At 63.9% G+C, this 12745-nt stretch carries 11 protein-coding genes; 3 read left to right on the top strand and 8 right to left on the bottom strand.

Annotated elements, in window-relative coordinates; translation table 11 throughout:
* Window positions 1-137 precede the first annotated feature (137 nt).
* The 8 genes from E8E75_RS25220 to E8E75_RS25185 form a co-directional block, all read right to left on the bottom strand.
* On the bottom strand, window positions 138-1460 hold the full coding sequence (locus E8E75_RS25220) for a sigma-54 dependent transcriptional regulator (RefSeq protein ID WP_120650053.1): 1323 nt from the start codon (window positions 1458-1460) through the stop codon (window positions 138-140).
* Complete coding sequence (locus E8E75_RS25215) at window positions 1457-3367, bottom strand: sensor histidine kinase (RefSeq protein ID WP_153917505.1); 1911 nt, start codon at window positions 3365-3367, stop codon at window positions 1457-1459. The genes E8E75_RS25220 and E8E75_RS25215 overlap by 4 nt, the downstream gene beginning before the upstream one ends.
* 128 nt (window positions 3368-3495) lie before the next feature.
* Window positions 3496-4230: an amino acid ABC transporter ATP-binding protein gene (locus E8E75_RS25210; RefSeq protein ID WP_120650054.1), complete on the bottom strand. Its 735-nt coding sequence runs from the start codon at window positions 4228-4230 to the stop codon at window positions 3496-3498.
* The gene (locus E8E75_RS25205; RefSeq protein WP_162945791.1) at window positions 4227-4895 is read right to left on the bottom strand and encodes an amino acid ABC transporter permease; all 669 of its coding nucleotides are present in this window, start codon (window positions 4893-4895) and stop codon (window positions 4227-4229) included. Before E8E75_RS25205 ends, E8E75_RS25210 begins: the two co-directional genes overlap by 4 nt.
* Window positions 4892-5638, bottom strand: coding sequence for an amino acid ABC transporter permease (locus E8E75_RS25200; RefSeq protein WP_153917475.1), 747 nt, complete (start codon window positions 5636-5638; stop codon window positions 4892-4894). Before E8E75_RS25200 ends, E8E75_RS25205 begins: the two co-directional genes overlap by 4 nt.
* Before the next feature lie 209 nt (window positions 5639-5847).
* Window positions 5848-6756 (bottom strand): glutamate/aspartate ABC transporter substrate-binding protein, encoded by a 909-nt coding sequence (locus E8E75_RS25195; protein ID WP_120650057.1) that lies wholly within the window; start codon window positions 6754-6756, stop codon window positions 5848-5850.
* 463 nt (window positions 6757-7219) lie between these two features.
* A complete protein-coding gene (locus E8E75_RS25190) occupies window positions 7220-8104 on the bottom strand; it encodes an SDR family NAD(P)-dependent oxidoreductase (protein WP_153917477.1) in 885 nt (294 codons plus the stop codon).
* Complete coding sequence (locus tag E8E75_RS25185; protein ID WP_153917480.1) at window positions 8101-9645, bottom strand: NAD(P)/FAD-dependent oxidoreductase; 1545 nt, start codon at window positions 9643-9645, stop codon at window positions 8101-8103. The genes E8E75_RS25190 and E8E75_RS25185 overlap by 4 nt, the downstream gene beginning before the upstream one ends.
* A 115-nt stretch (window positions 9646-9760) precedes the next feature.
* Here E8E75_RS25185 and E8E75_RS25180 point away from each other — a divergent pair, with 115 nt between their 5' ends.
* The 3 genes from E8E75_RS25180 to E8E75_RS25170 all read left to right on the top strand — a co-directional run.
* Window positions 9761-10468 carry a TetR family transcriptional regulator gene (locus E8E75_RS25180; RefSeq protein ID WP_120650060.1) on the top strand — a complete coding sequence of 236 codons (708 nt, stop codon included), beginning with the start codon at window positions 9761-9763 and terminating at the stop codon, window positions 10466-10468.
* Window positions 10469-10764: 296 nt separating this feature from the next.
* Window positions 10765-11055, top strand: coding sequence for a hypothetical protein (locus tag E8E75_RS25175; protein ID WP_120650061.1), 291 nt, complete (start codon window positions 10765-10767; stop codon window positions 11053-11055).
* On the top strand, window positions 11052-12745 hold a 1694-nt coding region (locus tag E8E75_RS25170), incomplete at its 3' end, for a phospholipase (RefSeq protein WP_280359882.1). The genes E8E75_RS25175 and E8E75_RS25170, both read left to right, overlap by 4 nt.

Raw genomic sequence — 12745 nt, 5'->3', positions numbered from 1 at the left:
GCCGGCGTGCGTCACCCCTCTCCCTCTGGGAGAGGGGCTGGGGGTGAGGGAAGATTCAGGCTGGCAGGGCGCTTGATAGGCAGACCGTCGGCCTGCTTGGCGAATGAATTCGCCCCTACAGGGTTGTTCGCGCCTTCCTACAGCCCGTACTTCTTCACCTTGTCGAACAGCGTGGTCTTGGCCATACCGAGGGCGATGCAGGCCTGGCTGAGGTTGCCGCCGTGGCGTTCCAGGGCGGCGCTGAGCAGGGACTTCTCGAAGGCTTCCACCGCTTCGGCGAAGCGCGGTTCGTTGCCGTCCGGTGTCTGGCCACTTTTCTTGAACACCGGCAATCCGAGGGCGAAGCGTTCGGCGACGTTGCGCAGTTCGCGCACGTTGCCGGGCCAGTCGTGGGCCATCAGCGCGGAGACGGTGGCGTTGTCCAGCTCTGGGGCGGCGCGGTCGAAGCGCAAGGTGGAGAGCTGCAGGAAGTGCTCGAACAGCAGCAGGATGTCTTCGCGGCGATCGCGTAGCGGCGGCAGCTCCAGGGTCACTACGTTGAGCCGATAGTAGAGGTCGCTGCGGAAACGCCCGGCGCGGCCTTCCTCGTCCAGATCGAACTTGGTGGCGGCGATCACGCGGCAGTCCACTGGAACCGATTGGTTGGAACCGAGACGCTCCAGGGTCTGCTCCTGCAGCACACGGAGGAACTTGATCTGCAGGTTGAGCGGCATGCTCTCGATTTCGTCGAGGAACAAGGTGCCCTGGTGGGCATGCTCGATCTTGCCGATACGACGCTTGCCGGCGCCGGTGAATGCGTGGGCCTCGTGGCCGAAGATTTCGCTGTCGAACAGGTTCTCTGGCAGGCCGCCGCAGTTGAGCGCGACGAACTGCTTCGACTGGCGCCGGCTGAAGTCGTGCAGGCAACGGGCAACCAGTTCCTTGCCGGTACCGGTCTCACCTTCGATCAGCACGTTGGCTGAGGTGTCGGCGACATTGGCGATCAGTTCCCGCAGGGCCTGGATGGCCGGCGAGCGACCGATGATGCGCTGCTCCAGAGACTGCCGCCCGGCCAGTTGCCGGCGCAGGCTCGACACTTCGCGGGCCAGCGCGCGTTGCTCCAAGGCGCGGCGCGCGACGTCCACCAGGCGCTCGGGGGAAAAGGGTTTCTCCATGAAGTCGTAGGCGCCGTCGCGCATGGCCTGCACCGCCATGGTGATGTCGCCGTGGCCGGTGATCAGCACCACCGGCAGGCTGCGGTCGCGGGACTTCAGGCGTTCCAGCAACGTCAGGCCATCCATGCCGGGCAGGCGGATATCGCTGATGACGATGCCGGCGAAATCCTCGCCCACCCGGGCCAGGGCTTCTTCGGCGCTGCCGACCCCGATGCTGGGGATGTCTTCCAGGGCCAGCGCCTGCTGGCAACCCATCAGGACGTGGGGGTCGTCTTCGACGATGAGGACGCTGAGGGGTTCTGTCATGGGGCTGGGCTCACGGTTTCGTCGGGGCTTTCCAGCAGCGGCAGGCAGAGCTCGAAGGCGGTGCCGCCGCTTTCCGGGTGATGGGCCGCCAGACTCCCGCCAGCGGCCGTGGCCAGGCTGGCGGAGAGGGTCAGGCCAAGGCCCAGGCCGTGTTCGCCGGGCTTGGTGGTGAAGAAGGGCTCGAACAGGTGCACGCGGTTGACCGGGTCGATGCCGGGACCGTTGTCGCGCACCTGCAGACGATAGGCACTGCCATCGGCCACGCCGCTTAGCCACAGCTGGCAGTCGGTCTGGCCGGACATGGCGTCCAGCGCGTTGGCGATGAGGTTGACCAGAATCTGCTCCAGTCGGGTCTGGTCGATGGCCAGCAGCACGTCGGCGAAGTCGCGGTGCAGTGTGAGCGGTGTGCGCTCCAGGCGGGTATGCAGGAGGAAGAGGGCGGCATCCACCGCCTTGCCCAGGTGTGCCACGCCGTGGTCGTCGGAGCGCCGGGCGAAGGCGCGCAGGCTGGCGGTGATGCGGCCCATGCGGTCGACCAGTTCGTTGATTGCCGCGAGATTGGTGCTGGCGGTTTCCAGGGCGCCTCGGGCCAGGAAGCGCACGGTATTGCCGGAGAGGGTACGCAGCGCAGCGAGGGGCTGGTTGAGTTCGTGGGCGATGCTGGTGGACATCTGCCCGATCACTGCCAGCTTGCCGGCCTGCACCAGTCCATCCTGGGCCTTGCGCAGGTTGTCTTCGGTCTGCTTGCGTTCGCGGATTTCCGCCAGCAGGCGGCTGTTGCTGGCACGCAGGTCCTGGGTACGTTCGGCGATCTTGCGTTCCAGTTCGTTGTTGGCCGCCAGCAGCGCCTCGCGGGCCGCGAGGCGGGTGGCGATGACCTTGCGTCGTTCGTTCCAGGCAATCAGCAGGAATGCCAGCAGAGCAAAGCCGACGGCGGCGAGCATGCCCTGGATCACCGCTTCGCGGCGCAGGTCGGCTAGCGGGGAGAGCAGGGTGAAATGCCAGGGTGTGTCGTTGAGGGTGCGGGTCTGTGCCAGATAGGCGACTTCGCCTTCCTGTTCGCCCTGGGGGCCACTGGCGGCAAAGCTGATGGCCTCCAGCCCTTCGCCCAGGACCTCGCGAGAGCGCGGCTCCCATTCGTTCAGCGCCCACCAGTAGTACTGCAGGCTACGGGCCAGGCGTTCCTTGTCCTCGGCCGAGAGCGGACGCACGGCCTTCATGCGCAGGGCAGGATCGCTGGACAGGATGATGATGCCGTTCTCGTCGCTGACGAAGGCTTGCAGGCGGGCCTTTTCCCAACGTTCCTGCAGGGCTTCGAGCTTCACCTTGACCACCGCCACGCCGATGATCCGGCCCTGGTAGCGCAAGCCGTGGGCGAGGTAGTAACCGGCCTCCCCCGTGGTGCTGCCGATGCCATAGAAACGGCCGGGTCGGCCTTGCACCGCTTCCTGGAAGTAGGCGCGGAACGAGAGGTCCTCTCCCAGGTAGCTGTCGGAGTCGCGCCAGTTGCTGGTGGCCAGCACGCGGCCGTTGGTGTCCAGCAGGTAGATGGCGCGGGCGCCGCTGCGGCGGTTCAGGCCTTCGAGGTAGTCGTTGACCAGATTGCGTCGGTACGGGGTGGGGTTCAGCAGCAGGTGACTGACGCTGGACTCCAGCTCCAGCAGGCTGGGCAGGTAGGTGTAGCGGTTGATTTCGCTTTCCACGGCACGGGCGTGGAGTTCCAGCTGGCGCTCGCCGTTATCCCGCAGGTGGCGGATGCCCGACACTTCGCTGAGGTGATAGCCGATATAGCCGAAGCCCAGCATGCACAGGAGCAATAGCAGGAACAGCAGCAGATGGCGGAACAGGCGCGGTTTCACGGTCAATGCGGGCGGCACGGCGCGGAGGCTGGCGGTAGGGCATTGCATCATAGACATCCGGGCCGTTCCAGTCGCCGCCTCGGACGGGCGCCGAGTGGTGGAGTGGGACCGTAGGAGCCAGCTCGCTGGCGAAGTGCTCGGGGCCATTCGCGAGCAAGCTCGCTCCTACAGGTGCATCAGTGCTGGAGGATCTTCGCGAGGAACTGCTGGGCGCGGTCGGAACGGGCGTTGACGTCACCGAAGAACTCGTCCTTGGCACAGTCTTCGACGATCTGTCCGCGATCCATGAAGATCACCCGGTCGGCCACCTTGCGTGCGAAGCCCATCTCGTGGGTCACGCACATCATGGTCATGCCTTCCTGGGCGAGCTCGACCATCACGTCCAGCACTTCGTTGACCATTTCCGGGTCCAGCGCCGATGTGGGTTCGTCGAACAGCATCACCACCGGGTCCATGGCCAGGGCGCGGGCGATGGCGACGCGTTGCTGCTGGCCGCCGGAGAGTTGGCCAGGGTGCTTGTGGGCATGGGCCTTGAGGCCGACGCGGTCGAGCAGCTTGAGGCCTTTCTCCAGGGCCTCGTCCTTGTTGCGGCCGAGCACCTTGGTCTGGGCGATGGTCAGGTTCTCGGTGATGGACAGGTGCGGGAACAGCTCGAAGTGCTGGAACACCATGCCGACGCGGGAGCGCAGCTTGGGCAGGTTGGTGGCCTTGTCGGCGATGGAGGTTCCGTCGACCACGATGTCGCCTTTCTGGAAGGGCTCCAGCGCGTTCACACACTTGATCAGGGTGGATTTGCCCGAGCCCGAGGGGCCGCACACCACCACCACTTCACCTTTCTTCACGTTGGTGCTGCAGTCGGTCAGCACCTGGAAGTCCCCGTACCACTTGTTGACGTTCTTGATGGAAATCATACGGCTAACCTTTTCTGCAGGAGTTTGACCAACTGGGAAGCGATGAAGCTGACGCTGAAGTAGACCAGGCCGGCGAAGATGAGGAACTCGTGCGGTTGGCCGATGATGTCGCCACGGGAACGGGCGGCATTGAGGAAGTCCATCAGGCCCACGGTGTAAACCAGCGAGGTGTCCTGGAACAGGATGATGCTTTGCTGCAGGAGCAGCGGGGTCATCTTGCGGAAGGCCTGGGGCAGGATGATCAGTCGCATGCTCTGGCCATAGGTCATGCCGAGCGCCGAGGCCGCACCCATCTGGCCCTTCGGGATGGCCTGGATGCCGGCGCGGACGATTTCGCAGAAATACGCCGCCTCGAACATCATGAAGGCCACCAGGCACGAGGTGAACGCACCGATGGGCGTGTCTTCACCGGTGATCGCGCGCAGCAGGAAAGGCACTGCGAAGTAGAACCAGGTGATCACCAGCAGCAGTGGGATGGAGCGGAAGTAGTTGACGTAAAGCCCGGCAATCTTCGACAGCAGCGGGTTGTGCGACAGGCGCATGAGGGCCAGGACGGTACCCAGCGCAACGCCACCGACGACGCCAAGCACCATCAGCTTGAGGGTCATCAGCAGGCCGTCGGCGAGGCCCGGCAGCGCAGGGATGATCGCGGAGAAATCCATCATTTACCCCCTACGGAGATCAGGCCGGGCACCGCCACTTTTCGCTCCACCGTGCGCATGATCAGCATCAGGCTCATGTTCAGGGTGAAGTAGATCAGGGTGGCCAGGGTGAAGGCTTCGAACAGGTTCGCGGAGAACTCGGCGGTCTGTTTGGTCTGCGCGAGCAGCTCCATCAGGCCGATCAGCGACGCCACCGAGGAGTTCTTGAAGATGTTGAGGAACTCGCTGGTGAGCGGCGGAATGATGATGCGGAAGGCCTGCGGCAGCAGCACGTAGCGGTAGATCTGCGGCAGGCGGAAGCCCATGGCGCGGGCGGCGCCGAGCTGGCCTTTGGGCAGTGCCTGGATACCGGTGCGCACCTGCTCGCAGACGCGGGCGGCAGTGAACAGGCCGAGGCAGACCACGACGCTGAGGTAGGCCGAGGTGGCCGGGTTGAGGTCCTGCTTGAACCAGATTTCCAGCGGCTCGGGCAGCAGGTCCGGCACCAGGAAGTACCAGAGGAACAGCTGCACCAGCAGCGGCACGTTGCGGAAGGTTTCCACGTAGACGGTGGCGATGCCGGAAACCCAGCGGTTCGGCACGGTGCGCATCACGCCGAGCAACGCGCCCAGCAGCAAGGCGATGATCCAGCCCGCCAGGGCGATGGCGATGGTCCAGCCCAGGCCGGTGACGAACCAGTCCAGGTAGATTTCGCTGCCGATCCCGGTGGACTTGAAGAACACGCCCCAGTCCCAGTTGTAATTCATCAGGGTTGTCCCCTATCAGGTCGATCTGTCTGCGGTTGAAGGCAGTGGAAGGCGGGGATGGCGTTCAGGCGCGCGGCGAGTTTTCCGCCGACTCCAGACAGCCCCCTCTCCCCCGGGGAGAGGGTTGGGGTGAGGGCTGCATGACATTGCACGGAGCCCACCATCCCTCACCCCCGGCCCCTCTCCCGGAGGGAGAGGGGAGCAAGGCGTCAGATTTCTTCAGCCGACTTGTCGGAGGGGTTGGCGACCAGCTTCTTCAGCTCTTCGCTCATGGGGAAGTTCAGGTTCAGGCCCTTCGGCGGGATGGGCTGGGTGAACCACTTGTCGTAGATGCCGTTGATCTCGCCGGAGGCGAAGGTATCGGCGATGGCCTTGTCGACCACTTTCTTGAAGGCTTCGTCGTCCTTGCGAACCATGCAGCCGTAGATTTCGAAGGACTGCGGCTTGCCGGTCACGACCCAGTCATCGGGCTTCTTGGCCTTGGCCATTTCGCCGTAGAGCAGGGCGTCGTCCATCATGAAGGCCACTGCGCGGCCGGATTCGAGCATCAGGAAGGACTCGCCGTGGTCCTTGGCAGAGATGATGTTCATGCCCATCTGCTTTTCGGCGTTCATGGACTTGAGCAGACGCTCGGACGTGGTGCCGGCGGTGGTCACGACGTTCTTGCCTTTAAGGTCTTCGAACTCGTTGATGCTGGCGCTCTTCTTGGACAGCAGGCGGGTGCCCACTTCGAAGATGCCCACGGAGAAACCGACTTGCTTCTGGCGCTCCAGGTTGTTGGTGGTGGAGCCGCACTCGATATCGACGGTGCCGTTCTGCACCAGCGGGATACGGGTCTGGGAGGTCACCAGGTTGTAGCGGACCTTCAGCTCCGGCATGCCCAGTTCCTGCTTGATGGCCTCGACCACTTTCAGTTGGAGGTCATGGGAGTAGCCAATGGGCTTGCCCGGCTCGGTGCCGAGGTAGGAGAAGGGGATGGAAGCGTCACGGTGACCGAGGGTGATGGTGCCGGTCTCCTTGATCTTCTTCAGGGTACCGGTCAGCTCGGCGGCGAAGGCCGGAGCACTGATCAGGGTTGCTGCGATAGCGGTGGCCAGAACCTTTGGGAGCATACGCATGAACGACAGTCCTCGATTTAGTTTGTTCTTATCGGCGCGGTGGGAATTCGCGTCCGTCGGGGATCTGTATTGGCAGAATGCGTGCCAGCTGTATGGTCCTTCGAATTTATAGTTAAGTATTTGAAATAAAAGGATTTTAAGTTAACAGGTGGCTAACGGGATTTTCGCTTTGTCCGGGCTTCCGAATATACGCTCCGAATGTCGTTCGGATATCCGAACGAGTGACTTTGCGGTCACCTCTGGAGGGGGCAGTGCCGGGGCAAAGCAGCCCCCTCTGCCTCTAGGGGGAATCGGCATGCTTTCGGAAGCCCTGCCTCCGTTACCGAGCAACGCCTGAGCGCGAAGCGCCCAGGCTGGGGGGCAGGGCAGGGCAGGACGGGGATGGGGTGAGGGGCGGTCCAGGGCAGCCCTTCGGCTTGCATCGCGATTGAAATCGCCAAGGGCTGCGCAGCCGCCCCTCAGGTCACTCCACTGCCTTGGATACCTCACTCGCCCTTGGCTTCGGCGCGAACTTCGCGGCCAGGCGCATGGAGGTGGTGACCAGGCGTTGGTAGAGGGTCGGCAGCAATCGCTGCATACCGTCCAGGACCCAGGCATCGGCACCGATGAGGATGCGTCGGCTGTCGCGCAGTACGCCACGCAGGATCACTTCCGCCGCCTTGTCCGGGCTGGTGCGTAGCAACTGGTCGTTGAACTGCTGGCGAGCGCGGCTGGATTCCTGGCCGGTGACCTTGGCCAGGCTGTCATTCATGCGCGCGGTCTTGGCAATGTTGGTGCGGATGCCGCCGGGGTGCACACAGCTGGCCGATACCCCGCAGCCTTCCATGTCCAGTTCCTGGCGTAGCGATTCGGTGAAGCCGCGCACGGCGAACTTGGTGGCGTTATAGGCGCTCATGCCCGGCTGGGCGAACAGGCCGAACACGCTGGAAACGTTGACCACATGGCCTTCGCCACCGGCCTTGATGTGCGGCAGGAAGGCCTTGGTGCCGTACACCACGCCCCAGAAGTTGATGTTCATGATCCACTCGTATTCCGAGTAATCGCTGCCGTCCACGGTGCCGGCGTGGGCGACACCGGCGTTGTTGAAGATCAGGTTGACGCGACCATGGTCCAGCACCACCTGTTCGGCCCAGGCGTGCACGGCATCGCGGTTGGCGACATCGACGCGTGTCTCGGTGACCTGCACGCCCAGCTTGCGCGCCATGGCGGCGGTGTCCGCCAGGCCTTCGGCGTTCACGTCGGCGAGCGCCAGGTGGCAGCCCTGACGGGCGAGGGCGCAGGCGAGGGCGCGGCCGATGCCGGAACCGGCACCGGTGACAGCGGCGACTTTGTTCTCGAAGGATTTCATGCTGGTACCTCTTGATTAGCCATCAGCAGCGGGCCCTGGGCGGCATGCACCGGCGCGCTGCGGCTGAAATGGTAGGCCGCGGGGTCGAAGTTGCGGGTCAGCAGGCGGTAGCGCCAGGTGAAGCCGGGCCAGACGGTGCAGTTGCGACCGGTGACCGGGTGCAGGTACCAGCTCTTGCAGCCGCCGGCATTCCATACGGTGTTGCCCAGGCTGCCCTGGAGCTTGCCGTTGAACCTGTCCTGCACGTCGCGTTTGACTTCCAGGCTGCGCAGGCGGCGTTCGTCGAGCAGCTTGAGGGCGCCGAGCACGTAATGGATCTGCGATTCGATCATGTAGACCATCGAGTTGTGGCCCAGGCCCGTGTTCGGTCCCATGAGGAAGAACAGGTTCGGGAAGCCGGCGGTGAGAGTGCCCTTGTAGGCCTCGGGACCCTGCGACCAGGTGTCCAGCAGGTCGACACCGTTGCGGCCGAAGACCACGCCACGGGGCAGGGGATCGCTGGGGGTGAAGCCGGTGCCGAAGATGATGGCGTCGATCTCGCGTTCCGTGCCGTCGGCGGTGACGATGCTGTTCGCGCGGATTTCGCGGATGCCGTCGGTGATCACGTCGACGTTGGGCTGGGTCAGGGCCGGGTAGTAGTCGTTGGAGATCAGCACCCGCTTGCAACCCATGGTGTAGTCCGGAGTGACCTTGGCGCGCAGCACCGGGTCCTTGATCTTGCGCTTGATGTGGCCCTTGGCGACCAGTTCGGCGAGCTTCATCACCTTCGGCGTCAGGGCGAAGCCCACCACGCGGCTTTCGAGGATGGTATAGATGCCGCCGCGCCAGAGTTTCTGCAGTAAGGGGAAGCGCTTGAAGCGGGAGCGCTCACCTTCGCTGATGGCGCGATCGGGCTTGGGCATGATCCAGGGCGCGGTGCGTTGGTAAAGGTCGAGCTGGGCGACCTGCTTCTGGATCTGCGGCACGAACTGGATGCTGGAGGCGCCGGTGCCGACTACCGCCACACGCTTGCCGGCAAGATCGAAGTCATGGTTCCACTGCTGGGAGTGGAAGCTCGTGCCCTTGAACTTCTCCAGACCTTTCAGTGCCGGGATCGCTGGGGTGGACAGGGCGCCCATGCCGGACACCACGAACTGCGCGCTGTAGTGATTGCCGGCGGCGTCCTCGATCTGCCACAGCTCGTCCACGTCGTTCCAGGCCAGACGGGTGATCTCGGTGCCGAGCAGGGTCTTGTCCTGCAGCCGGTACTTTTCCCAGCAGCCTTCCAGGTAGGACTTGATCTCTTCCTGCTTGGCGAACATCCGCGTCCAGTCCGGGTTCGGCTCGAAGGAGAAGGAGTACAGGTGCGATTGCACGTCGCAGCCGCAGCCCGGGTAGTTGTTCACTCGCCAGGTGCCGCCGATGCCGGGCTCTTTTTCGAATACGAGGAAATCGTTCTCGCCTTTCTGCTTCAGGCGGATCGCCATGCCCAGGCCGGAGAATCCGGAACCTATGATGGCGATCTTGCAATGGCGGGCAGAGGGTCGGGGTGACGCAGTCATTGGCTGGGCTCCTGTTCTTATTAATTGCGGCGTATACAGCTGTATACCAAGGTAGACATCTGTATACTCGCCGGCAATCCAACGCCGTCACAACCAACCTTAGGTAGGGCCCGAGATGAATTCCGCCAGCGGTGACGAGCCCCAGTCGCCAGAACGAACGCCCGATGCCCCCGGTAAGCGCCTGCTCATGGAAGCGGCGTTGCGCCTGGGTTCCCAGAGTCGCAGCCTGGGCAACCTGGGGCTTCGCGAGCTGGCGCGGGAGGCCGGGCTGAACCCCAATACCTTCTACCGCCACTTCAAGGATGTGGAGGACCTGGGGCTGGCCATCATCCGCAACATCGCTACCCAGCTGCGCCAGCCGCTGCGTGATCTGCGACGCGAGGCGGCGGCCCGCGCCGTGAAGGGTGATGGCGGACTGCTGCCGAAATTGATGGGTATCGACCTGGGCCGCGGACGGCGCGTCTGTCATGAGACGGTGCACTTGTTCTTCGATTTCGTCGACGAGAATGCCGAGGCGTTCGTCATCGGCGTGCGCGAGCTGCATGGCGCTTCCCCGGTTCTGCGGGAGGCTTTGCGCGAAGTGATGGAAGACTTCGCCGCCGACATGGCCGAAGACGTCCGCGAGTACAAACTGCTGCCGACTATGGTGGCCGAGCCGGTGGTGCGACGAGTGTCGCGGCTGGTCAGCCGCAACCTGTTCCAGATGTCGCTGGACTACATCAGTGAACCGGAGCGTCGCGAGGCGATTCGTGAGGAGGCAGTGGAACAAGTGCTGTTCCTCTTCACTGGTGCCAGTGTGTTGCAGGCGGTAGGCGCGTTGTAGGTGTTTTTCTGGGGTGGCGAGCTCATTCGCGAATGAATGCACCTTTAGGTTGCTTGCTGCCCTGTCCGGGTGGAAAGCCTGGGTCCCGATGAGGGGGTTAGGCTTTCTATTTGCTGGCGCACATCCCTGCCCACGGCCTTCAGACGTCTGTCGGAAGCTCCTCTCCAGCGTCTACCTCTCTCCCTGCACGAAGAAGCTCTTTTTCCAGTGTTCATTCTGAACTGGCCTGATAGCGGTAATACGACGGCTCGCGGCAGTCTCCTGCGTTCTGTATTTGCGCAGGGAAGTATCTCCACATGCTTGACGGACTCCACCCCATCTTCGACCCACGCTGCCACAAGCCCCGCGTTTGCACCTTTGATGCACTGCTTCACGTGCTCGCCTTCCGGGGCAAGACGGCCAGCTTCAGATTCCTCCCACTACCCGCACCGAAGTTCTTAGTTCGCCCGCGCGTGCCACCGGCCCAGTCATTGCGGCCCCGGCACGGGGTGATCAGTAGCTTCAATGACGAAGTGCACACCGTACATCGCCGCTGGTACGCCGAGCTGCTCACCAAGCGCCTGGGCCAGAAAGGAGATGCCCCATGAGACCCGCCAACGCCAGGCACCCCGAAATCGTCGTGCCCATCGCCCTCCAGCGCACCCACGAAGCGGTCTGCAGCGCGCCCTGGTTCGTCTGCGATACCGAGTACCGGCCCTGGCCGGCCAGCTACAAGCCCCTGATCAATGGCGAGGAGGCCTTTCGTGCGGTGCACCAGGCCATCGCCAATGCCGAGCGCTCGGTCGACATCATCTGCTGGGGCTTCCAGCCCTCGATGCACTTCATCCGCGACGGCAGCGACGACCGCTGCATCGGCGTACTGCTGGAAGAGAAGGCCCGGCAAGGCGTGCAGGTGCGCATCCTGGGGTGGAAGATGCCGCTCAATGCAGCCGGGGTGGTGGGTGAAGCCAACTTGCCCGGTAAGGGCGGCCTCGCCGACCGGGCAGGGCAGACCTCCAGCGATGAGCAGTACGCCTACGACCGCCAGTGGTTCAAGCAATACGCGGTCGCCGATAACAAGGCCGCCGGGTTGGCGGATGCCCATATCCCGCTGTTCGTCAGCCGTGACTTCAGCTGGTCCGAACGCGCGGAAATCGCCTATCAGCTCAAGCTCAAGCGCCTTGACCCGGAGCTGGCCAAACGCTCCGCCCTGACCATGCTCCACACGGTGACCCACCACCAGAAGTCCGTGCTGGTCGACTTCGAATTGCCGGAGCGGGCCATCGGTTTCGTCATGGGCCACAACATGCTCGACGAGTACTGGGACACCGACCGGCACTCGGCCCTCAAGCGGGCCGCCCCCAAACGTCCCAAAGCGGAAGCCCATGCTACCAATCGCGGCCCTCGCGGCGCCTTGCCGCGCCAGGACATTTCCTGCCAGATCACCGGCCGGATCCTCAGGGACCTGCACCACAACTTCGCCACCGCCTGGGCCAAGGAAACCGGTGAGGACCTGCTGCATGCGCGCAATGCCAATGAACTGGCCAAGCAGTTACAACCGCGCCCGGAGCACGGCAACACGCTGATGGCCCAGCTCCTGCGCACCCAGGCGCAAGAAACGGAGGCCGTGCGCGACATCCAGGCCGGCTACCTGAAGGCCATCAACAACGCCACCCAGTTCATCTACATCGAGAACCAGTACTTCCGCTGGCCGCCACTGGCCGAGGCGATCAAACAGGCGGCCCAGGACCAGACCCGCGCCGGGCGGGACCCGGGCAAACACGGCGCCCTGCACCTGTTCGTGATCACCAATGTCACGAAGGAGGGCCTCGGCGCCGGCACCGTCAACACCCAGCGCATGCTGGAAAGCCTGGGCCGGGCCGACACCATTCCGGCGGTCACCAAGCTGTTGCGCATCGAGAAGGTCAAACGGGACATGCCGTCCCAGCCCAGGCCCGATGGCGCCAATGACCGACACGGGCACCGAGAACTAGCCCAATGGCAAGCCGAGCTCGACCGGCAGGTCAAGGACATCAAGAAAGGTGCCGTAGTCCCTGAAGAGCGCCCCGGCCTGAAAGTGCACGTCTGCTCCCTGGTCGCACCCGACTCGCCGGCCGGCCAACCCTGGGTGCCGGTATACATCCACTCCAAGCTGATGATCGTCAACGACGTACTCACCACCCACGGCTCGGCCAACATCAATACCCGCAGCATGCAGGTGGACAGCGAACTGAACATCCTCCACGAGTGGCACAGCGTGACCCAGGCCATGCGCCGGCGGCTGTGGGATCTGCATAC

The sequence above is a fragment of the Pseudomonas sp. BN606 genome (assembly GCF_029873115.1).
Taxonomy (GTDB): Bacteria; Pseudomonadota; Gammaproteobacteria; order Pseudomonadales; family Pseudomonadaceae; genus Metapseudomonas.
Note: the sequence above shows the minus strand (reverse complement) of the source record. Positions and strands in the feature narration are given on the sequence as shown.